We start from the raw sequence: 22,442 nt of genomic DNA on the forward strand, positions 1-22,442 counted from the left end.
TAAATGGCTTTGAAAACATCTGAATTAAACGCAAAATTATTTGGTAAAACGAATAAGCGCCGTGTCGCTACCCCTCAGGAAGCGCAAACGGCTGCAAAAGAAAAAGCACAGACCATTGAGTTAGCGGTAGCAGGTGAGAGCACGGTTCAATTTGAATTAGTTCGTATACCAGCCGATAAGGTTGAATCTGAGACGACCGTTTTTGCTGATAACGCTCGTGAACAATCTTTCCTGAATGAGCATGCGCTATCGGATGTTTTGGTCACGTTAAAGGAGCGTGGTCAACAATACCCGGCAGTGGGTCGTCGCACGCAAGATGGCAAGATTGAGGTATTAGATGGTAGCCGTCGCCGTAAGTCTTGTATCCTAGCAGAAAAAGATTTCTTGGTTTATGTGGGCGACGACATCAATTCTAACCATGCGAAGTTTTTGTCTGACGTAGCAAATGCCCACAAACCGCTATCACTTTACGAGAAAGGTAAAGAGATGCAGGCAAAGTTAGACAATGGTGAAGTAGAAGATCAGAAAGCGCTGGCTAAAATGTTCCAGTGCAGTGAAGCTCTAGTGAGTGGCGCGCTAAAAGCGGCTGCGTTACCACTCGAATTGCTACAAGCTTATCCAAATGTTGGGGATTTGGGTCGTCCGACGATTGTGAAATTGCATAAGCAGTTCTCCAACTTAACGCCAGATCAACAGCAAGGTTTGCTAGATAAATGCCGTACGAGTGAAGGCTATTTGTGGCAGCGCAGCACTGCGCAGGGTGTTGCTCGTCTTACAAAAGAAGTAACTGAAAGTCTGGAACACTGGATTACTGAGTTGGTTCCGGTAAAACCGGCCCAGAAAACTGAAAAAATCGACTTAATAAAAGGTCGTGTGAGTTACAGCCGTAAAGGCAGTAATTTGGCACTTAACCTGAAAAAGGTCGATGATATCTTGATTGATGAAATTCTGTCTTTCGTACAAAGCAAATTGCAGTAACGAAAATTGAATTAAGAACCGCCTCCGGGCGGTTTTTTTATACCTATGTTTTCGTATCTGAAGAGTACTCAAAACAAGTTGTGATAACATGGTGCGAGTTTAACCTTGGGTCTACAGCATGCACACGCAATCAGAGTATCTTTCTCTACTTCAACATAAAGCGCATCAATCTTTTCAGCGTATCGGCGTTGTTATACAAGGCGACTCCGTTTGGCAAGATGCGCTTATTGCCGAGTATTATCAAACTCAGAAAGACCTGCGTTGGTTTTGTGTTGGTGAATGGTCATTAGAAAATGCCTATTGTGTTTCTGCGAAGCAAGGAAATATGCTGCTTGGCCGAGAATGTGATGTCCTTCTTTTTGATGCGCGTAAAAGCTTCGATGCCAATAGCTTTACCGCTGCACTGGGTGCATTAGTTGGTGGCGGCATTCTTATTGTCGTTGTAGGAGAGAAAGAGTCTGCAAACTATGCCGAACAGTGGATGAGGTCTCAGTGGAAAAAGTTGCTTGTTATCCAGCAGAATTGCGCATTACCGGAGCTACCCAAACTAAATCCCGCCATAAAAACTTTCCGGTATACTCAGCAAGAGCAGGCTGTTGCTGCCGTTGAAAAAGTGGTGACAGGCCATCGTAAGCGACCTTTAGTTTTAACTGCAGACCGAGGCCGAGGGAAAAGTAGTGCACTTGGCATTGCATGCGCAAATTTATTAGCCCAAAAAGCGCTTCGAGTATTAGTTACTGCACCTTCACTAAAAGCTGTAGAGCCTGTTTTTCAGCACGCGCAGCGCGTATTGAACAGTGGTACAAGGACAAGTAAGGACAGATTTGAAGCAGGACAGGGCAGCATCCAATTTATTGCAACGGATGAACTTCTGGCATCAACTCCGGAGTGTGACTTACTGTTAATCGATGAGGCGGCGGCAATTCCGGTTCCAATGTTGAAGCAGATAACCGAGCATTATCACCGCCTTGTGTTTTCCAGCACGATTCACGGTTATGAAGGCTGTGGAAGAGGGTTTACGCTTAAGTTCGTTGACTGGCTACAAGAGCAAAGACCCGGAATGAAAACCTGTCATTTACGGCAACCAATACGCTGGAGTGAGAGTGATTTGCTGGAGTCATGGCTGTATGACGCCTTTTTGTTAGACGCTGAACTTGATAATCCACCTACTGTTTCGGTTGAGAGTGTTCAATTAAACCATGTCGACAAGCAAGCACTGTTGTCTAATCCTGGCTTGCTACGCGAGTGTTTTGCGTTATTAGTTAATGCCCATTATCAAACATCACCGAATGACTTGTTGCACCTGTTAAAAGACGAAAGCAGTTCTATCCATGTCGCAACGTCAAACAATCACCTCGTCGGAGTATTGCTTACCGTCGCAGAGGGATGTTTGGACGAGAACATGATCTCCGATATCCAACTTGGTAAACGTCGTCCGCCTGGCCATTTGGTACCCGTCACTATCATTAACCAATTGGGAATGTCCGGTGTAGGTAAGCTTGCTACACTTCGAATAATGCGTATAGCTGTTCATCCAGAGTTACAACGTAAAGGCGTAGGTCAGAAAATGCTGAATCAACTTGAGCAGTCGATACCAGCCCACGTTTCTTATCTATCCACCAGCTTTGGTTTGACTGAGGAGCTTTTCCATTTTTGGCAAAGTTTAGGTTATCAGCCGATTCGTCTCGGAACAAAGCGCGACGCGGCAAGCGGATGTTACTCCTTGTTGATGGCTAGGCAGTTAGCAGATAAACCGCAATCATGGATTGAGGACGCGGAAATTCTTTGCCGAGAATTTCTTCTTTTGAGTGCTTCTCAGATTTACTCGAAACTTGAGCCAGCGTTATATAGGTGTGTTATGGCAGCTCACGTATCGAGTACGCCGCTTCACTCGAGCCAATCCACTCTAATTCAAAATTATGCATTGGGAGGAGGGAGCTATGAATCGGTTTTTGTTTGTCTACAGCAGTGGCTTCTGAATAACGGGTTAGCATCGGTTTCAGACTTGATCATCTGCAAACTGTTTCTAAATCAAGACTGGGAGTTCTGCGCCAAACAGTTTGGTCTGACAGGACGTAAACAAGTAGAACAAGAAATTCGGAAGGAAGTACAACGGCTTTGGAATCAATTTACACTGTAAACGCAGTTAGGGATAAATTTACACTGTAAATAATCAAGATATGAAAGAGGGAGTTTACACTGTAAATTCCCTTTTTACTTTCCTTTACGAAATTGAGATAGCATTTCAAACCAAGACAGAAATGACGGTATGGTAATTCGCAATCGAAGTGATTGTTTATACATGAGTATGTCTGCACTCTCGCCGATAGTGACATGCCGCTGATTCTCAAAATCACGCGGTTTGTTGAGGAATCGTTTTTCGCTAGACTGACTGAGTTGATAGACAGCAAAGTGGTATGGATATGTGTAAGCTGTGTCTTGAATGGTCTGAAGACAACACAAGAGTAATTGCCCGTCTGTTGGGAAATATGGACCTTGTTGGTGAGCCTACTAAAAGTGCGTTGTTAGAACAGCTTACTTTGATGAATGCTGACTCATTGTATGTTGATGAAGATCAGGTCAGCCGGTTTATTGACAGCGTAAAAGTCCGTACCGAAGAAGCATTTGAAGGCATGGCGATTGCTTATAGAAAAAATGCAAGCCTAGAGGTCGAGCTGTCTAACAACGACATGCTTGTCAGTTTAATTATCACAGGCGCTTACGGTGGAAGGGGATTGCTAGGAGAGGAAATCGTCCGAGCGCTCACCGATGCCAGAGTTACAAAAGGTATTAACAAACTCGCATTAAAAAAAGCGCTGCTAGTGAGTCGTCAGCTTAAGTCAGGTGAGATGTTCAAACAACCAGTAGCGGTTGGCAAACTACCTATAAAAGGGCATGACGCTGTCTTTGCTCCTCTCGTTAAAGATATTACTAAGCGTATTCTCAAACCGAAGCAGGGACAGTCGAACGCTGACAAAATAGATTTGAGAAACCTCGGTGAAACGATATCAGTGAATGTTGGTGACGAAGTCATGCGTCGTACGCCGGCCACAAAAGGAACGCCGGGCTTCACCGTTCAAGGACGTATGATTCCAGCTCAAGCAGGGAAAGACATACCTATCAAACCAGGCAAAGGTACCCAAATAAGTCAGAATGACCCTAATCTTTTGATTGCATCTACTTCCGGTACTCCACTCATCAAGAACCGAACGATCGAAGTCGATAATGCTCTTTATCTTAAAAACGTTGGCGTGAACACTGGGCACGTTAGGTTCAAAGGGAATGTGATTATTGGCGGGAACATTGAATCTGGAATGATTGTACAGGCTACCGGCTCAATTATTGTTGGTGGTTTTATTGAATCCGCTCATGTTCAAGCTCAAGACGATATTCAAGTTGGAAAGGGCATTATTGGCCATACAGTAAGTGATGGACAACCAAGAAGCTGTCAGGTTAAAACCAAAGGCTCTATAAGAGCGAGTTATGCGCAGTATTGTAATTTGTTTGCGGCAGAAGATATTGAACTGGCCGTGCATAGCATGAACAACGAGATTGTTTGTGGAAGAAATCTTACTGTACTTGATGCTACCGAAAAGAACGGCACGCTAAGTGGTGGTAATGCTAACGTAGCGAAAAAGATCTTGTGCTTACAACTCGGTGTAGAGGGAGATACGTTAACAAAGGTCGCAGCTTTTACCAGTTACGCATCGTTTAAGGAACGTATCTCTCTACTAAAAGAGCAATATAAGCGTGCACAAGACGAAACGATGAACGTGATTCGCAAAGAGCTTGAATTTAAAAAACGACCAAAAGCAGAGCGCAGTGAAACGGCTTTGATAGAAATTGAAAACCTCAAAAAGGAAAACAATTTATTACTTGAAAAAGTAAAAGCGAAACTTGAGTTAGCTGAGAGTTCGTTTGAAGTTGCGTTAGAGGAGAACATTGTCGAAGCGAAAGGACGCGTTTATTCGCGAGTTATGGTTCAATTTAATAATGAACAGGTGACAACTAAACGTACTCACGGTGCTTGCTCATTCCGATTCAACCAATATGAAATCAAAGTATCTGCGAATCTTGAAGAAGAATGTGTAACAGCTAACGATAGCGTTTAACGGCACTCGTTCTCCGGCTATGTGATAGATACTCAAAGTCATCGAGACTGCGTTTCTGCTATCTTTAACCTCTCAAGTAGAAACACAGTAATGAATTCAATTGGCTAACTAGGCCAACAATTCTCACTTTACAGTGTAAACTGGCCGACTCCTTTCTACTAAGTAGCGCTACTCTGAATAAACAACGCGACTCCCGATGCCGCTTATAAAAATTAAAATACAGGTTCGTGCTGTAACAAGGCAATGATAGCGGGAAGGTACTGCTCTATTGTCAAATCAGAAGATACGGCAGGCAGTTCGAGAGTAATACAAGGTAGTTCTTGTTCGCTGCACCATGTGCCAAAGGAACCTGGGGTTTCGTAATCCACATCCTCGACCAAAGGTAAATCGAATTGTTTACCTAGCCACTTTGCCAGCTCAGAATGGTGGGGGTCATCAACAAAGGCGAGTGGTTCGTGGAAAGAGACGACAAACTTAGGTCGTCGCTCTTCGATAAGATTTATCAGTGCTGCCACTTCTGGTTCAAGTTGTTCTGCTTTGCCCGTTTTCACTTTGACATCTCGTACTGGCGTATGAGAGCTCCAACGATACACGGTGCCGTGCTCAGTCCAGTTATGGGTCGGGAAGGCGCGGTTGAGATCGACTTGGTTGGCGTTTGCTCTTGTGCCAAGTTGGTTGCCATCAGGATTCATTGATAATACTACATCATGACGTAAACTGTTTAAGGGCAGTGTCCTTAGAGCGCATGACAAACCAATAATCGAAGCCGTTTCATCTCCGTGTGTACCTGCTAATATTAAGCCGCGAGATTCGTTTTCTACCTGAGCTGGGAAGTAAAGCAAAGGTGCGCCAAGAACCGATATTCCGTAGGTTTGTGGCGTAATTAAAAATGCAGCTCTTTCCGTTCTTGGAATTAGACTCACCATAATCTCCTGATAGATGGAGTAATATTATTTTAATTACTTAGATAAACCGAACTGTTTCACTTCGTCAACGGTTGTATTGTTAATTGTGGCATTTGCTTCAAAAGACATGTTAGGAGAACTCAAACGATATGGATTTAAAAAAACATTCGACGACATTACTCATTTCTTCTCTTTTCACTCCATTTTTGTCTGCTACTGTGCTTGCAGATTCACTACCAGACGGCATTCAACTTGCTGCTGAGCAATATTTGGTTCGAGCCAATGATGCTGAAGCTGCGACCTTAGATCCGGCTAAAGCGGAAGGCATGCCAGAAATGCACATACTTCGGGATTTATTTGAAGGTCTGGTGATTCAGGATAGAGACGGCAACATCATTCCTGGCGTAGCGGAATCGTGGGAAACAGAAGATAACCAAACCTTTATTTTCCACCTTCGCAACAATGCTAAATGGTCCAACGGCGATCCGGTGACGGCGGATGATTTCGTTTATGCCTTGAGACGTGCAGTCAATCCACAATTGGCTTCGCCTAATGCCTGGTATCTCAAGATGACAAGCATCAAAAATATTGGTGATATTTCTGAAGGGAAAAAGCCAGTTGAAGATTTAGGTGTCACCGCTCTAGACAAATATACGCTGCGTTTTGAATTGGATAGCAAAGTCCCTTATTTTGTGGCTATGACGGGGCATACCTCAATGATGCCAGTACACAGAGAGACGGTGGAAAAGAGTGCTAAGCCTTGGAGCGACCCGAAACAGTTTGTTGGTAATGGTGCATTTGTTCTGGATGAGTGGGTCGTGAATGAGCGAATTGAGTTGGTGAAGAACCCCAATTACTGGGACGCTGCCAATACGCATCTCACTAAGGTGACATACATTCCTTTTGAAAACCAAAACGCCTCAATTAACCGTTATGTGGTTGGTGAAGTGGATATTACGTCTGATGTACCCACTCATATGGCGCAAAAGCTTGAGCAAGATTATCAGGAAGCGTACACGGTTGTGCCACTCTTATGCACTTATTACTATGCATTCAACACGACTCGTCCTCCATTCGATGATGCAAGAGTTCGTCGTGCAGTATCTTATTCGATAATGCGAGATGTCATTACTGACGGTGTAACTCACGTCGGCAATTTACCTGCTTACACATTTGCTCATCAATATACGGCGGGCTTTGCAGCAACACAACCAGAGTACAGTCACTGGACACAGCAACAACGTGACGAAAAAGCTCGTCAGTTATTAGAGGAGGCGGGGTATGGTAAAGATAAGCCGCTGGACTTCAAACTACTGTACAACACCAGTGAATCCAACAAAGAGATTGCTGTAGCGATTGCATCGATGCTGAGTGAGAATCTCAATGCCAAAGTAGAGTTAGAAAATCAGGAATGGAAATCTTACCTGGTGTCGCGCAAGCAAGGTAATTTTGACGTGATGCGTGCTTCTTGGTGTGGTGATTATAACGAAGCGTCGACGTTCTTAAGCCTGCTGCGTTCTGATTCATCAGGAAACTTTGCGCGCTACAACAGCAAGGAATACGATCAGGCCATGGATAAGGCTCTTACAACAACAGACGAGAAAAAGCGTCAGGATTACTATGATAAAGCAGAGCAATTAATCGCTGCTGATGTACCCATCGCACCGATCTACTATTACATGCAGGCACGACTGGTACGCCCTAACGTAGGTGGATTTGCTAAAAATAACGTAGAAGGTCGAATTTACTCAAAGGACCTCTACATCAAGAAGTAACTCAAAATAAACAGAACGCGCCTAAACGATACCTAGAGAGGTGTTTGACCACCTAAAACTAAGTTGAGTTCAATGGACAGTTCCGCTATTTAGGTTAGGAAAAGCCGATGTAAAAACATCGGCTTAATATTGAGGTTATTTTTTTCTTCGGGTGTAAATTCGAGAAGTCGATTTACTCGGGAGTGGTTTGGCTTTTGCCAGTTTTAGTACCGCTTTCTGTAATATTTGATTGTTCGGGTAAGTAATCAAGTTTCCGTTATCGTGTTTAATCAATACATGAAACATACTGATTTCTTGAATCTCCCCGCAGATGTCTTCATCTTTATCTACGACTTTTATTCGGTCGCCTACACGATAAGGAAAGACAAAAAATATCAGAAAGCTGGCGGTGATATTGCTCAGGATCGACCATTGAGCGATAAACGCGACACCTAATACAGCGAAAATGGACGACAAAAACAGCGAGACATCGCCATAACCAATGCCAGTGACTATTGCAAAAACGGATGCGGTCAGAAATAGCAGAGCGACATTAAAACAGCGCTGAATAAAGCTTAGACGGGCCTTCTTAACGCCTTTTGACGACGCCAGATTAATGATGGCACGGTTGGCAATTCTTTTCACGATCCGGTAAGCGATCAGGACCATAACGCCCATCAACACTTTATACCCGAGAGATCCCTCGTTGAAATACTGGCTCACTTGCTCTAATTGGATCCAATCATTCATTTCTTCAACTCGATGATTTTACGAAACGGCTGTTATAGCTGATTTTTCTCGGTAAGTAATCACAAATTTTTTATCTTATGTTGGTTTCAGTTGCGTGTATCAAAGGGCGCTGGATGATACTTGAGCTGTCTCTCATATATGAAATTACACCAAGTGAAACGCATCTTGGCTCGTATAGCTTGGTTTTTATCCTGCTAATCTAATAGTGATGACTGCAAAGCTTTTAAGTCTAAAGAGGCACGATATTGCCAACATCAACAAGGTGAGGCTAGGAATAAAATGGGTAGGATGGAAGAAGATGAAAAAGCGATCATGATGCTGGTTGTGATCGTTGGTTTAGTACTCGTCTGGGTATTCTTAGAAAAGGTCAACTATTTAGGTTTCAGATGAAATAAACCCCGCTTTCACGGGGCTTGATTGATGTGCTTTGCGTTCGTTAGCTGACTGCGCGCACTTTACCTTGTTTCAGGTCGTTCAACACTTGTGCTTTTGGCCCATCGGCGATGATACTGCCTTTTTCCATGACGATGATGCGGTCGACAATATCAAGCATGGCCGTTTTGTGGGTGATAAAAATTAATGTTTCACTCGGTTTGAGTTGCGACAACTGATGCTTGATGTGCATTTCAGAGCGATTATCCATCGCACTAGTCGGCTCATCCATAAGCAGTACAGGCGGTCTGCCTAAGAATGCTCGGGCGATAGTAACCGCTTGACGCTGGCCTCCCGAAAGCATTGCTCCCCCTTCACCAACCTGACGCTCTAAGCCTGCCGGATCAGACTGCGTAAATGCTGTCACACCTGCACGGTTGGCGGCATCCATGACATCACGATCATCCGTCAAAGGGCGTCCCATAGTGATATTATCGCGGATCGATCCAAAAAACAGGTTCGGATCCTGCGGTACACAGCCGATATTACGACGAATATCGACGTGATGAAGCTGTGCGATATCAGTGTCATCAATGCGAACGTGTCCCTCAGTTGGTTGGTATAACCCCATGATAAGACGCTCTAACGTCGTTTTACCAGATCCTATACGGCCGATAATGGCGACTTTCTCTCCCGGATTGATGGTCAAGCTTAAATCTCGAATCGATGCGATGGGAGAGTTCGGGTAGTAGAAAGTCACGCGTTCGAGCTCAATTTTGCCCTGAACAATAGGGCGATGAATGTAACGCTTTCCTTCTTTCTGCTCATCTGGCATTTCCATTACCTGATTGATAATGGTCATCGCCGATTTGGCTTGATTATAGCGTGCTGATAGCAAAGATAGCTGAACCATAGGGCTTATCGCGCGTCCACTCAACATCGTCGCGGCGATTAATCCACCCATGGTGAGCTCGCCTTCTGCAATCAAATACACACCGAGAATCACCATTCCGACATTACTACTTTGTTGCACAAAACCCGCTGAATTTTGGATGCTGTCTGTAATGCGGCGGCTTTTGATGTTCCAGTTTGCCATGTGCGCAACCGCTTCTTCCCAACGATATTGGAACTGGCTCTGTGCACTGAGCATTTTTACGGTTTCTAGCCCCGCGAGGCTTTCGATTAAATTGGCATATTTCTGTGAAGCAAGTCGAGACCCTTCTTCTATAGAGCGTTTCAACGGTTTTTGAATCAACAGTGAGTGGATAATCAAAATGATCACACCAACCACAGGTACGAAGACGAGATTACCCGTCATGAGCCAAATAATAACTAAGAACAGTATGGCAAAAGGTAAGTCGATCAGGGCACTTATCGTTGCAGAAGTAAAAAATTCACGAATGGATTCAAACTCTTGTAGATGACGCGCAAACGCACCAACGGAAGGAGGCTTGGACTCCATTCTGATCCCCATTACTTTGCTAAATAGTTTAGAGGAGATAAGAATGTCTGACTTTTTACCCGCAACATCAATGAAATAGTTTCTTAGTGTTTTGAGAATGAAGTCAAACAGGAAGACGACAAACACACCACTTGCCAATACCCATAACGTTTCAAACGCAAGGTTTGGCACCACCTTGTCATAAACCAGGCGGGTAAACATGGGGGCGGCGATGGCAAAAACATTGATGAGCAGTGATGCGATAAATACATCTCGGTAAATACGTTTTGACTGCCATATGGTCGACCAGAACCAGTGACCTTCTTTGGTTTTGAGCACTTCGGGTGAGCGCTCATCGAAACGAAATTGCTTTTTAACTAAGAAGTAGCGACCAGCGTATTGTTCGAGTAAGTCTGGCAATGCGATGGAAATCGGTACCATACCGCTCTCTAACGTGGTGACTTCGGCTTCTTGTGTTTCGACATTGAAGCTATTAAGAACGCAGGAGTCTCCGCCTTTGAGTACTAATATTGCCGGAAGAATGAGGCTGGATATGTTCTCCAGCTCTCCTCGGTTTTCTTTGGCAACTAATCCAGCCCTTTCCGCCGCTCTGGGAAGCAGGAACGGGGTTAACTTGCCGTCAGACAACGGAAGTCCGTTAACGAGTGCTTCCGGTGAGTTAGCTAACCCATAGTAACGGCTAACGTAGATGAGCGAATTCAGCAAAGGGTCTTTCATCGTAGTTAAACCTTTCTATTCTTTGTCGACAATGAATCCTTGGAATACCTCTACGAAATGTTCTGCGAGGAAATCCAACTGGATTTGAGTTTCTATACGCGATGCAATGGTCGTAATCCCCAAGTTATGTGCGGTGCGAGATATCGACGTGAGCGTAAATTTCTGTTTTTCGTCGTGCAGATTGTGAGTAAACAAGTAATCGAGTTTCACGTAGTTTGGACGGAACTCTTGAATATATTCTAAAGATTGGAAGTTACGTCCGTAGTTATCAACTCCAAATATCGCGCCAGCTTGGCGGATGGCATTACACAGCAGAGCCGTGTGGTGAGGATGCTCAATAAAGCATTCTTCCGGAATCTCAAAGTGTAGCTTAGATGCGACCTTAGCGTGTTTTTCCAGCATACTCGTCGTCCAACGAATGAAAGAAGGCTGGGACAAGCTGCTCTGAGCAATGTTGATCGCGACGGGATCTGTCAGCTCTTCGCGCTCTAGCATGTTGATCAACGACTCGATTACGTATTGATCAAAAATATTGGTTGCTTCTAACTGCTCCAGGGCAAACAAGTATTGGTTCGCGCGGTATGTCTCACCATCTTTTTCAATACTAGAAAAGACCTCACTATGGAAAACTTTGCCCCAAGCGTTTTTGGCTGCCTGAAATCGGAAATGAATCCAGTCACTGTGAATGGCTTCTTCGACCAATGCTTTCCATTGCTGTTTACCCATCAGGTTGGACGGTGTATCGCTGCCAATAAAACCATAAGGCTTATCTGGTTGAGCTTTCGCTTTGGATAGAGCGTTATCCACCATAGAGAGGATTTCAGAATGAGTTTTCTGGTCTTTACTGTGAGCAACACCTAGTGCTGCTTTCGGTTTCGCAAGACCCGTAGGATCGGTGTTTAACCCGTTCACACAGTTAACAATGCTGTCAGCAAGAATTCGTAATTCGCTCTCATCCATATGCGGGAAAAGCAGGCCGAATTCATCGCTGGAAAGACGAGCAATGGTAGCTCCCGGCACATCAATGGTATTTTTCAGGCGCAGAGAGAGCTCTTTCACGTGGGCATCAGCACGTTGATAATCTTTGGTCTCGTAAATGTCACCAATGTATTCTGCATGGAGTAGCGCGATACCCCCTTGCGTTTCCTCAGCCAGCCATTGATCAACCTGATTCATGTAGAACGTGCGATTACCTAATTTGGAGATAGGATCGAGATAAGCCTGAGCTCTTAAACGCTGTGCTTCTTTGGCCTGTTCTTTAAATGACAGCTCAATTTGAGCAGACATCGTATTGATGCCATCGACCACAGCAATCAGGTCTTTGGTTTTAGGACGAGTGAGTGGCTCACCAAACTGATTATTCGCTATGTCTTGCATCTTCTTCACTATTGCCGCCAAAGGTCTCAACGAGCGTCGCAAAATGTATGAGATGGCAATGAGTCCCGCTAAAAAGAGAAGGCTGAACGCGGACAGTAATCCAATGAAACCCTTCCAGAGCTGTTCGTAGGCCGCACCAGGGTGACTGATGATTTCCACTTCGGCGAGTTGCATCCATCCGCTGGTGACCACTCGTTTATCATGAATAGCTTTAAAAAGGTTCAAGTTTATAAACCATTGCGGCACACTGCTTGGTTTGATTGGGTAAGAGCGTACTATCTGGTAATCAGAATCGAGCGACGTCAGACGTACAACCGAGTAGGTACTGCCGTCAAACAATGCATTAATGACCGATTCAACGGCCACCTTATCTTTATCTTTTAGATAAGGAGCTAACGCCAAACCCACGGTGTTAATAGTGTTGTTGACCTCTGAACGCTGCTGTTGCTCCAGGCTGGTTCGAGTAGTATTGAATTCGATTACGAATACTGATGCCATCAAGAGTATAAAGACCGTAACCATTCCCACTACTAGCTTCTTATATAGGGTCATGTTTTTCACTCGTCATAGTTAATTTTAGGTTTCTTTAAGTGCAACTTACGTTCGCGCGAGCGCAAGTCATTCCAAAGGCTCAAACGTGAAGATTTGCCCGCCAGTTCTCCATTTCCAGCCGCAGATTTAATCAACCACAGGTTTGTACCATTAAAACTGTAAATCGGTAGCAAGTCGTTGCGCTTGGAGGCTTGGACAATTTCAGGATTGAGATTGTCGAGTATAAGCGGCTCTGAACTTGCGGTTGGATAGTAGGCTAACACCATGTGAAACTGATTGAGTTCAATGGCTTTAACGTATACCAAACGCATCTTAGAGTCAGGTACTCCCAGTTCGAGTAACGAGAAATACTTCGCAATGGTAAAATCTTCACAATCTCCGCCATTGCTGCCTAAGAATTCGAGTGGTGTAGCCCAATAGTCCGTTTGCCCCCACAGTTTACTATCGTCAACGAAATACAATTGATTGAAAAAGCTGTTAACGCCCGTGAGCTTTTCACGGGTATCCATATTGCTTAAATGAGTCAGAGTATTTCGCCATGTGCTCACACGCATGCCCGCGCGTTGCCCATACACTGCCGTGACCTTATCGACCCATTGCTGCTCTTGTTTGTCTAACGCACCAATCTGGAGCGAAATACAACTCAAGCTGAGTAGTAGTGTAACTTTACGTATAAAATTGGGGCGCATATTAGATTTACGTCACAAGTGTACCTTTACAATGAGCTCGTCTGTGAGAAATAAATACTTTTTATTTAACAACTTACAAACTCTGCTGTTACGAATTTAGCAGCGAATTTTGAGTACCTGTGTCATCTACTCCTTTAAGGCGTTGGTCTTGGCTTTTAAAATAGGTTCAAGCAGGTACTCCAAAACCGTTCTTTTCCCTGTGATGATATCTACGGATGCTGTCATCCCCGGAATGATGGGTAAATCCGCATCCTGGCCAAAGTTTGTTTTTGCTGTGCGTACTCGCACGATATAAAAACTATTGCCTTCATCATCTTGCGTAGTATCCGCACTGATGTGCTCCAATTCTCCCTCTAAACCGCCGTATTTAGTAAAGTCGTAAGCGCTAAACTTCACGATGGCATGTAAGTTAGGGCGCAGAAAGGCGATGTCTTTCGGGGCTATTTTGGCTTCAACAAGTAAGGTATCTTCTGTTGGAACAATCTCGACGATATCCATTCCCGGTTGAATAACACCACCAACGGTATTGACGTAAAGCGTTTTTATTTTGCCAGTCACGGGCGAGTTGACTACTGTGCGATTAACTCTGTCTTCCAAGCCAACGGCGGACTCCACTAACTCTGAAAGTTGGTCTTGAGCATTATTAAGTTTCTCTTGCTGCTCGGAGCGAAATGTTAAAGCGGCGTCGATTCGTTTTAGCATTGCCTCTCGTAACGCTGATTTGAGCACGGGAATTTTCAGCTCACTGGAGGTCATTTCACGACGCGTATCATTGACCTGACGTTGTAGCTTTAAAAGTTCAATGCGAGGTACAACCCCTTCGTCAGCCAAAGGTTGGGTAATCTCAAGTTCTTTCCTGACGTACTGATAGCTTTGACGCAGGTTACGTACTCGCGCCTCTATCTCGACGAGATCTTGCTGCTTCTGCTGGACTTGCTGGTCAATAACGGAAAGCTGGTTACGCAAATTGTCTAAGTCTTCACGGTATTGTGCTTTTTGACGTTGAGTCAGTTGCGGTTGGTTTTCTTCTAATGTCGGTGGAAACGTGAGTTTGCCGTAATCCAGAACAACGCTCTGCCGCCAGTTTTCAGTATCAAAATCGCGATTGACCTCAACGCTGTTGATTGAAGCGGAAAGTTGCAGCACAGAGGCGGTTAAGTTCGCGACTTGTTGCTCGCGTTCGCGAAAGTCAGAGCGAAATCGGGTGTCATCAATTAACAGTAGCTGCTGGCCTTTTTCGACCTGTTGGCCTTCTCTCACCAAAATTTCTTTGACTAAACCACCTTCCAGGTTTTGTACCACCTGAATTTGTGAGGAGGGAATAACTTTGCCTTGACCAACGGTTACTTTATCGATTTTTGCCCAAGATGCCCAACCAATAGCGGAGACAAAAAACAACACCATCACCCACAGCATAAAACGTGCACTATTGGGGGTGTTAAGAAGCAAAGCGGCGGTTTTATCGTCGACGAAATCCAATTCCTCAGCGCTGAGTTTGCTGTAATTATCTCGGCTCATCACATTCCCTGATCATAATGGCTGCTATATTTTAATCTTTTTGTGGTAGTCCGTTTATTATTACTTGTATGTCAATAAACGGAGATGAAGAGGGAATGTTCCCCCTGTTATCACCTAACTTTATAACGTTGTTCCTTGTGGCTCTGGAGGCGACGTACCCCTTTACAGTGCCTTGAACTTAGATTTGTCCAACTGATGTTTTTTTAGTTTGTCGTACAAGGTCTTGCGTGATACCTGTAATTCTAGTTGAACCTCTTTAAGTCTGCCTCTGTGCCGTTGTAAAGCATCAAATAATAGACAATATTCAAAGTGTTCTGTGCGTTGCGTCATACTCTGAATTTCGATGCTTTTTTCACTATTCCAATCTTCCATGCGAAAGGTATCGGATCTGAGTGCCCGTAGTTCAGCAAATTGACGCAGTTGGGTAATGTTTTCTGGCCATGATAATTCCGAGATACGTTTTACTTCATCAAGACTGATATGTGGTGGTTGAAGTTGGTAACGACTAGCCGCATGTCGCACGAAGTGCTTGTATAGTGGACCAATATCTTCTTTACGCTCATCCAGGGGAGGTAAGTGAATCAGCGTGGCGATGGATTTTACGTCTTTGTTTACTTTGGTGACAGCCCCAAAGATGCGTTCTAGTTTGGGGTGAGCAAACAGACTTTGCCATTGTTCCACAGAGATGTTCTCGGCACTATGTAAATACAAGCTACAGTGGCTTTTCCCATCCGTTAAATGATGAATGGTTTTGTCCAACGCTTCTAAAGAGAGCTCGTACAAATCTTCTCCAGACGCAGCGATCAATTCGCTATCGGCTGTTGCATGTATATCATGAGCAAATTGTGTTGCCAGTCTGCGGCCGGTGCCATCCTGACCAACGAATATCAATGGCTGGCTGGTGGGTACGCTGATGAGTAAGCGGCGTATATTGACCATGGCTTTACTATGGCCAATCATTTTAGGGCCAACATGAGTTTGCATGTCGAGCTCTTTCTTCAGCCAAATATTCTCCTGCAAAAGATTCAGCTTGTCGCCAGCGTTATTGAGCGATTTCATCAGTTGCTCCGTTGAAAACGGCTTTTCGAGGAAATCGTACGCACCGCTCTTCATTGCTTCAACGGCCGTTTTAACATCTCCGTGCCCTGTCAACACAATAAATTGAAAGTGGTTATTCTTGTTTCGCAATGTACGCATAAACTCCAGACCATCCATGACGGGCATATGGATATCCGTGATGACAATAGCAGGGGAGTTGGGGTCGATCACGCGTAAAGCTTCCACTGCATTGGGAAAGCAAGTGACTTCTATACCTTCGATTAGCAGAGCCTGAGAAACCGCATCACGAATATGGGGTTCATCATCGACGAAGAAGACTGTGTTACGCATGATCGTTTTCCATTGTTTGATTGGTTTTGTGCTGATTTGCCATAGGTATAGTCACCACGAAGGTAATCCCTCCGGTCTTTTCGGACTTGTTGCTGTGATGATTGAATGCACTTAGCGACCCTTGATAGCTTTCTAAAATACGTTTAGAGATGGTCAAACCTAGCCCCAATCCTTCTGGTTTGGTAGTAAAAAATGGGTCAAAAATTTTGGCTAGTGCCTCATCGGACATGCCTGGACCATTATCGGATATAAGAATGTCACAGTTCGTGTCATCACATTGAACGGCGATGGATATTTGCGGATCTATACAGTAACCGTCCATTGCCTGTGCCGCGTTGTGAAAGATATTAATCAATACTTGCTCTAACTCGACACTGTGAATGGCCAATCTCAAACTGCAATCAATATCGGGCACTTTCAAAGTGACGCCCTGTTTGATCAATTTGCTGCTCAATATGCTGGTGGCATTGTGCACGGCGTCATGCAGTATCGAAACTTCACTGTGAGTGTTGTGCTCGGTTTTGCGAGTAAAGACTTTCAGCCGCGCAATCACTTCCGCAATGGTGTCATTTAATAAGAGCATCTTGCCTAAATTGTCCGCGACCATTGGGTAGCGTTCCATTGCCAGTAAACGCTGTGAATTCTCGGTGTAAGTTCTCAATGCCGCGAGAGGTTGGTTTATCTCGTGATTTATGCTGGCAGAAAGCTCTCCTAATAGTGCCAGTTTTGCCGCTTGTGTCAGTTCTTGCTGTGTTTGCTTAAGCTGTTGTTGACTTTGCTCATACTGGTGAATGGTTTGTTGAAGCTTGAGGTTGGCCTCGCTCAACACAACCGTTCTCTGCACGACTTTTTCTTCCAAACTGACATTGAGGTTGGCCAGACTGGCTTTGTTAACCAGCATTTGAAACCAGGCGAGCGCTATCAAAGCGATAAGTGCGTACAAAATCAGGTAAACGACGTCAGCCTGTATTACTGCTGCCAGCACCGTATTTTGAGGGATTAGCGCGATGACACGAAAACCTTTGTCCAGCAATTGGGTGGCATAGGCAAGGTAATTTGGAGATAACAGCAGTTGATTATCAGAAAAATCCGACGCACTACTTTGTGCAGTAATCTCACCGTTATATTCCGGAAGGGCATCGCCATATTGTCTGGTTTGCGTGAGCTGATTGATGGCTGCAGCAGACAAAGGGAACAGGGCTTTATAGCGCCATTCTGGCAAGTTACTCATGAACACAACGTTATGTTTATCCGCGATCAATACGTCTGCGCCGTTTTGACCAAGTCGCTTTTCTAGCTGTTCCAGGTTTACTTTGACAGTAATAACGCCCACGACCTTTTCATCTACCCAAAGCGGTGAAGAGAAAAAGTAACCGCGTTTATTTGATCGCACGCCCAAACCGACATATTGCGCCGTTTCGCCGCGTTTCGCGTTTTGAAAATAGGGACGGAAACTGAAGCTGGAACCGACAAAAGAATCGGATTGCTGATAGTTGCTCGATGCAATCACTAGTCCAGTGCTGTCGTGAACATAAATTGTGTCCGCTAAGCTTTGTTTTAGCCAGTTCGCCAGCAACTGATTGAGGTCATCAGAAGTCGTTCCTCGTTCCACTGCCTTTAATAAGCGCGGATCATGGCTTAAAAGGTTGGGAATTTGCTCAAACTTAGCCAGTTCGTAGTCGACTTCTTGTGATACCAGCGATGCTTGGTTTTCGAGTTTTCGTTGCCATTGATCATGTTGATACTCTGTCGCGTAATGATGAGTAAGAATTAGTCCTGTAATGCCGATAGCAAACAGTAGCAATAAAAAGTGGCGTAGTGCTTTGGGATTGAGTAAGTTCACGTTTGGCTCACCTGATGTAACGCTTTCCCTAACGGGGTAGCGAGAGTGATTTTGGTTTTCAGACGCGGCAATGATGGTTAAACCTTAATAACTACGTAACCTTAGGCTTAATCGCAGAGGTAAGGTTATGAATTACGCATCCAGTCGTCACTTGGGGTATATATTATCAGAAGGTATCTGACGATGCTGTGAGGCGCAGCGATTACGAGACATAACCATTGATGTCCTTGTATTTCCTTATTATCGAGAGCACAATCGACAAAAAATAGTGAAGGAGTAAAGATGGAACTTGCTGATATTCGTCGTGAATACACCAAAGGTGGTCTGCGTCGTAAAGATTTAAAAGCTGATCCTATTGATCAATTTAACCTGTGGTTGAAGCAAGCTGTTGAAGCTGGTCTAACTGATCCTACGGCAATGACGGTTGCAACTGTGGATGAAAATGGCATGCCGTTTCAACGTATTGTTCTGCTAAAAAATGTCGATCACAACGGCTTTGTATTTTATACCAATCTAGGCAGTCGTAAGGCACAACAGCTTGAGCACAATAGCAACATCAGCTTGCATTTTCCTTGGCACCCACTAGAACGACAAGTTCACATCACAGGTGTAGCTGAAAAGCTTACTGCAATAGAGAACATGAAGTACTTCACGTCTCGCCCGAAAGAGAGCCAATTGGCTGCGATTGCCAGTAAGCAAAGTAGCCGAATTTCGGCTCGTGGCGTATTGGAAGGAAAGTTCCTCGAGCTGAAACAGAAGTTTGCGAAAGGTGAAATTCCAGTGCCATCATTCTGGGGTGGCTTCAGAGTTAAACCTCAAAGCATTGAGTTTTGGCAAGGTGGTGAGCATCGCTTACATGACCGCTTTTTGTTTTCGCAACATGACGGTAAGTGGGACATCGACCGTTTGGCGCCGTAACTTGGGTTAGCTATTAAGCACGAACTACAATTCGCCAAAAAAGCATAAAGGGCATTTGTTCTTTTAGGCTCAAGTCACCTACTTCGTTGGCGGTAGGTGACTGTAGTTTATCGATTCATCTTTGAGTTTGATAAATGGAGTTTGAACTAAGATGTCTCTGTTCCCTTAAATGTATGAAAGTTGTACTCAACTGTTATTAATTCCTCATAAAAATTAATTATAAATTAATGGTTTTTCATTCATTACTATTAATTTGTTTAAATAGACACTGAAAACTACCCATGCTGATGGCTAAAAACGGATAATATTTAAGTTTACTGTTTTTATATGTCTAATGTTGTACCTAATTAACTATGCTCTATTTAAATATTAATAACAATATTGTTGTAATTCTTAATTTTGTCAATTTCATCATATTTTAGTTATTAGTCTAAAAGCTAACTTAGCTTGTGAAAAAATTACAATTACAACCTTATAATCTTATGGTAATTAAATTAACTTAAAATAATGAAAGTTAATTGCTTAATTTTTGTTTTTATATGTGCGAGTTTTAGTGACATGTTTGATTTTATAAAACCTTATAGATATATGGTTAGTCCTAAAATATCTGGAATAGTTTTTAAACAGGGCGAGCCAGTAAAGGATATAGAAATATCACTATTAGCTGGTTTTTCACAATATTATGAAAGAAACACCAAAACAGACGGTGAAGGGCGATTTTATTTTGATGAGATTTACCACCATCAATGGGTTAAAACGTTTTCACTAAATACGAATCTTACCGCGATACGCTTAGTAGCCAACTTTAATCAAAAAGAAGTGCTACTTTGGTCATCTCATAGTGGTCTACAACTTCATGACTACATTACCGATAACCTAGCTGCGCTTGAATGTGACTTGAATGATTTGGATTCGGAATTTCAATTTAAAAATCGAGTCAACCCAAATGGAAGGCCCCATATTGTTTTTGGCGTTTGTCGTTTACGAGGGTTTGAACACAAAGAGCTTAGGAATATAGACTAATGGCAACTCTCTCCCCAAAGCTAGCTTCTGAAATAGCATATTTACCATATCAGTTGATAACTCATAGAGATAAAGAAAATATTGAGATATCAAATGAAATAAGAAAGTCATTTTGTTTCAATAAAGAAAAGCAGAGTTTTCATGGTAAAACTGGTGGTATATTTGGGTTCGGTCGAAAAAGCGAAGGCTTCGCACTAGTCGGTCTTGGAACAGGAAAGCATAAAGACGAGTTAGTTATTACGATCAGGGGAACAAAAAAGCTTAATGATTGGATAACGAATTTAAACCTCGGACTTAAAGGCTCTCCAAATGGCTCACATGCTCACGCGGGTTTCGTTAATACATTCCATACGATAAGGCCTCAGATTAGAAGTTTTATTTTGTCACAACCTAAAATGCCTAAGCTCGTGCACTGTGTAGGGCATAGTCTTGGCGGAGCGCTTGCTTCTTTATTTTCAGATTGGTTAAAAGACGAGTTTTCAATGAGGGTTAATTTATATACTTTTGGAACTCCTCGAGTGGGTCATGAAGCTTATGCTCGTAAGTCCGATCACATAAACATTAAAATATTTCGCTGTACACACGGTGCAGATCCTGTTCCTTTAATACCTTTGTGGCCATTTCAACACGCTCCTTATTCAGGCATGGAATATAGACTGGATGATAGTAACGGTATTTACTCTCAGACTCATGGGATGGGCCCCCACGACAATCCTGGTTATATCAACACGGCTAATAGTTTAAGTTGGGACAGCTTAAAGGTGAGTTCAGATCAGTTTTTGAATAAGCCGATAAGGTTAAAGTTCGAAAGTAGAAGCCAAGCTGCTTATAACTCGTATTGGGCTAAATGTAGTGGTTTAATGATCCCGGACACCAAATTAGGTGGTAAAGTCTCCACCATAAATGAGGTGTTCCATGACAAAACGACAACGACGTACATTTTCTGCTGAATTCAAAATGGATGCTGCAAGCTTGGTGCTTGACCAAGGATATTCGGTACCTGAAGCAGCACGCTCCATGGATGTTGGTGAAACAGCTTTACGACGTTGGGTCGACCAACTCAAGATTGAGCGTGGTGGTACAACTCCGGCGGCCAAGGCCCTTACGCCTGAACAACAAAAAATCCAGGAATTAGAAGCCAGAATTAGTCGATTAGAAAGAGAGAAAGCCATACTAAAAAAGGCCACCGCTCTCTTAATGTCGGACGAACTCGAACGTTCTCGTTAATTGATCAGTTAAGGGAGCATGAGTCGGTCAAGATGCTTTGCGAACTGTTCAATGTGGCTTCTTCCTGTTACTACGAGTTTAAACAGAGAAAGCCGGACGCTAATCGCATTCGGCTAGCAAGCCGAATTAAAGAGCTCTTCAACATGAGCCGAGGTGCTGCTGGCAGTCGTGCCCTTGTATCCATGTTACGTTCAGAAAACATCGACATCGGGCGATTTAAGGTGCGGAAGATAATGCAAGAAGCCGGTCTGATGAGCAAACAGCCAGGCTCGCATCGATATAAGCAGGCCAAATCAGAGCGGTTGGATATCCCGAATCTGCTGAAGCGTGAATTCTCTGTGGTTGCTCCAAATCGAGTGTGGTGCGGTGACATTACTTATATCTGGTCAGGTTCTAAGTGGAGTTATCTCGCCGTGGTACTTGACCTCTTTAGCCGGCGCGTCGTGGGTTGGTCTCTATCGGATAAGCCTGATGCTAAATTAGCTTCTAAAGCCCTAGATATGGCCTGGGAGCAAAGGGGGCGGCCTCAGAACGTGATGTTCCATTCAGACCAGGGATGCCAGTACAGCAGTCGTAAGTTTCGTCAAAGACTTTGGCGATATCGCATAACCCAAAGCATGAGTCGTCGAGGTAACTGTTGGGACAACGCTCCAATGGAGAGGCTATTTAGAAGCCTAAAAACTGAATGGGTACCAGCAACGGGTTACTTGACCCAAACTCAAGCGAAGAAAGATATCAGCTACTATTTGATGGACTACTATAATCGGCAACGGCCTCATCAAGCCAATGATGGGCTGTCGCCAGTCAATGCCGAAAATCGGCTTAAATCTGTGTCCGGAATTTGTTGACCACTACA

The 22,442-nt window shown here is 43.9% G+C and carries 16 protein-coding genes; 8 read left to right on the top strand and 8 right to left on the bottom strand.

What is annotated here, in order from left to right:
- The first annotated feature begins 3 nt into the window (after nt 1-3).
- The 3 genes from WJM94_RS21250 to WJM94_RS21260 all read left to right on the top strand — a co-directional run bounded on the left by WJM94_RS21250 (nt 4) and on the right by WJM94_RS21260 (nt 5,090).
- Nucleotides 4-978: a ParB/RepB/Spo0J family partition protein gene (locus tag WJM94_RS21250; protein WP_444496168.1), complete on the top strand. Its 975-nt coding sequence runs from the start codon at nt 4-6 to the stop codon at nt 976-978.
- Nucleotides 979-1,096: 118 nt separating this feature from the next.
- Nucleotides 1,097-3,118, top strand: coding sequence for a tRNA(Met) cytidine acetyltransferase TmcA (locus tag WJM94_RS21255; protein WP_444496169.1), 2,022 nt, complete (start codon nt 1,097-1,099; stop codon nt 3,116-3,118).
- Nucleotides 3,119-3,401: 283 nt separating this feature from the next.
- A complete protein-coding gene (locus WJM94_RS21260; RefSeq protein WP_444496182.1) occupies nt 3,402-5,090 on the top strand; it encodes a DUF342 domain-containing protein in 1,689 nt (562 codons plus the stop codon).
- Nucleotides 5,091-5,302: 212 nt separating this feature from the next.
- Here the strand turns inward: WJM94_RS21260 and mpaA are convergent, their stop codons facing one another.
- The gene (mpaA, locus tag WJM94_RS21265; protein ID WP_444496183.1) at nt 5,303-6,013 is read right to left on the bottom strand and encodes a murein tripeptide amidase MpaA; all 711 of its coding nucleotides are present in this window, start codon (nt 6,011-6,013) and stop codon (nt 5,303-5,305) included.
- A 131-nt stretch (nt 6,014-6,144) separates the two neighbouring features.
- On the opposite strand from mpaA, the gene WJM94_RS21270 reads away from it, so the two are divergent.
- Complete coding sequence (locus WJM94_RS21270; protein WP_444496170.1) at nt 6,145-7,770, top strand: peptide ABC transporter substrate-binding protein; 1,626 nt, start codon at nt 6,145-6,147, stop codon at nt 7,768-7,770.
- 135 nt (nt 7,771-7,905) lie between these two features.
- Here the strand turns inward: WJM94_RS21270 and WJM94_RS21275 are convergent, their stop codons facing one another.
- The 7 genes from WJM94_RS21275 to WJM94_RS21305 all read right to left on the bottom strand — a co-directional run bounded on the left by WJM94_RS21275 (nt 7,906) and on the right by WJM94_RS21305 (nt 18,418).
- Complete coding sequence (locus tag WJM94_RS21275; protein WP_444496171.1) at nt 7,906-8,499, bottom strand: mechanosensitive ion channel domain-containing protein; 594 nt, start codon at nt 8,497-8,499, stop codon at nt 7,906-7,908.
- Nucleotides 8,500-8,935: 436 nt separating this feature from the next.
- Complete coding sequence (locus WJM94_RS21280; RefSeq protein ID WP_444496172.1) at nt 8,936-11,050, bottom strand: type I secretion system permease/ATPase; 2,115 nt, start codon at nt 11,048-11,050, stop codon at nt 8,936-8,938.
- A 15-nt stretch (nt 11,051-11,065) separates the two neighbouring features.
- A complete protein-coding gene (locus WJM94_RS21285; protein WP_444496173.1) occupies nt 11,066-12,979 on the bottom strand; it encodes a bifunctional diguanylate cyclase/phosphodiesterase in 1,914 nt (637 codons plus the stop codon).
- 5 nt (nt 12,980-12,984) lie between these two features.
- Entirely contained in the window at nt 12,985-13,668 is a 684-nt protein-coding gene (locus tag WJM94_RS21290; protein WP_444496174.1) for a transglutaminase-like cysteine peptidase, read from the bottom strand.
- 126 nt (nt 13,669-13,794) lie between these two features.
- Entirely contained in the window at nt 13,795-15,186 is a 1,392-nt protein-coding gene (locus tag WJM94_RS21295; RefSeq protein WP_444496175.1) for an HlyD family type I secretion periplasmic adaptor subunit, read from the bottom strand.
- Between the two features lie 162 nt (nt 15,187-15,348).
- The gene (locus WJM94_RS21300; protein WP_444496176.1) at nt 15,349-16,575 is read right to left on the bottom strand and encodes a sigma-54-dependent transcriptional regulator; all 1,227 of its coding nucleotides are present in this window, start codon (nt 16,573-16,575) and stop codon (nt 15,349-15,351) included.
- Nucleotides 16,568-18,418, bottom strand: a complete 1,851-nt coding sequence (locus WJM94_RS21305) for a sensor histidine kinase (RefSeq protein WP_444496177.1) — start codon at nt 18,416-18,418, stop codon at nt 16,568-16,570. Before WJM94_RS21305 ends, WJM94_RS21300 begins: the two co-directional genes overlap by 8 nt.
- Nucleotides 18,419-18,700: 282 nt before the next feature.
- Here WJM94_RS21305 and pdxH point away from each other — a divergent pair, with 282 nt between their 5' ends.
- The 4 genes from pdxH (at nt 18,701) to WJM94_RS21325 (ending at nt 22,434) form a co-directional block, all read left to right on the top strand.
- Nucleotides 18,701-19,336 (top strand): pyridoxamine 5'-phosphate oxidase, encoded by a 636-nt coding sequence (pdxH, locus tag WJM94_RS21310; RefSeq protein WP_444496178.1) that lies wholly within the window; start codon nt 18,701-18,703, stop codon nt 19,334-19,336.
- Nucleotides 19,337-19,894: 558 nt separating this feature from the next.
- Nucleotides 19,895-20,359, top strand: a complete 465-nt coding sequence (locus WJM94_RS21315) for a DUF6795 domain-containing protein (RefSeq protein ID WP_444496179.1) — start codon at nt 19,895-19,897, stop codon at nt 20,357-20,359.
- A complete protein-coding gene (locus tag WJM94_RS21320; RefSeq protein WP_444496180.1) occupies nt 20,359-21,309 on the top strand; it encodes a lipase family protein in 951 nt (316 codons plus the stop codon). The genes WJM94_RS21315 and WJM94_RS21320 overlap by 1 nt, the downstream gene beginning before the upstream one ends.
- A protein-coding gene (locus tag WJM94_RS21325) for an IS3 family transposase (RefSeq protein WP_444492974.1) occupies nt 21,275-22,434 on the top strand; the annotation gives its coding sequence in 2 pieces (ribosomal slippage) (nt 21,275-21,533 and nt 21,533-22,434; 1,161 coding nt in all). The genes WJM94_RS21320 and WJM94_RS21325 overlap by 35 nt, the downstream gene beginning before the upstream one ends.
- Nucleotides 22,435-22,442: the final 8 nt, after the last annotated feature.

This window comes from Vibrio sp. YIC-376, assembly GCF_052353105.1.
In the GTDB taxonomy this organism is placed as follows: Bacteria; Pseudomonadota; Gammaproteobacteria; order Enterobacterales; family Vibrionaceae; genus Vibrio.

What these genes read in the sequence shown, in the direction of transcription:
- WJM94_RS21250 (WP_444496168.1), top strand. Translation starts at nt 4, where the DNA reads ATGGCTTTGAAAACATCTGAATTAAACGCAAAATTATTTGGTAAAACG.
- WJM94_RS21255 (WP_444496169.1), top strand. Translation starts at nt 1,097, where the DNA reads ATGCACACGCAATCAGAGTATCTTTCTCTACTTCAACATAAAGCGCAT.
- WJM94_RS21260 (WP_444496182.1), top strand. Translation starts at nt 3,402, where the DNA reads ATGTGTAAGCTGTGTCTTGAATGGTCTGAAGACAACACAAGAGTAATT.
- WJM94_RS21270 (WP_444496170.1), top strand. Translation starts at nt 6,145, where the DNA reads ATGGATTTAAAAAAACATTCGACGACATTACTCATTTCTTCTCTTTTC.
- WJM94_RS21275 (WP_444496171.1), bottom strand. Translation starts at nt 8,499, where the DNA reads ATGAATGATTGGATCCAATTAGAGCAAGTGAGCCAGTATTTCAACGAG.
- WJM94_RS21280 (WP_444496172.1), bottom strand. Translation starts at nt 11,050, where the DNA reads ATGAAAGACCCTTTGCTGAATTCGCTCATCTACGTTAGCCGTTACTAT.
- WJM94_RS21285 (WP_444496173.1), bottom strand. Translation starts at nt 12,979, where the DNA reads ATGACCCTATATAAGAAGCTAGTAGTGGGAATGGTTACGGTCTTTATA.
- WJM94_RS21290 (WP_444496174.1), bottom strand. Translation starts at nt 13,668, where the DNA reads ATGCGCCCCAATTTTATACGTAAAGTTACACTACTACTCAGCTTGAGT.
- WJM94_RS21295 (WP_444496175.1), bottom strand. Translation starts at nt 15,186, where the DNA reads ATGAGCCGAGATAATTACAGCAAACTCAGCGCTGAGGAATTGGATTTC.
- WJM94_RS21300 (WP_444496176.1), bottom strand. Translation starts at nt 16,575, where the DNA reads ATGCGTAACACAGTCTTCTTCGTCGATGATGAACCCCATATTCGTGAT.
- pdxH (WP_444496178.1), top strand. Translation starts at nt 18,701, where the DNA reads ATGGAACTTGCTGATATTCGTCGTGAATACACCAAAGGTGGTCTGCGT.
- WJM94_RS21315 (WP_444496179.1), top strand. Translation starts at nt 19,895, where the DNA reads ATGTTTGATTTTATAAAACCTTATAGATATATGGTTAGTCCTAAAATA.
- WJM94_RS21320 (WP_444496180.1), top strand. Translation starts at nt 20,359, where the DNA reads ATGGCAACTCTCTCCCCAAAGCTAGCTTCTGAAATAGCATATTTACCA.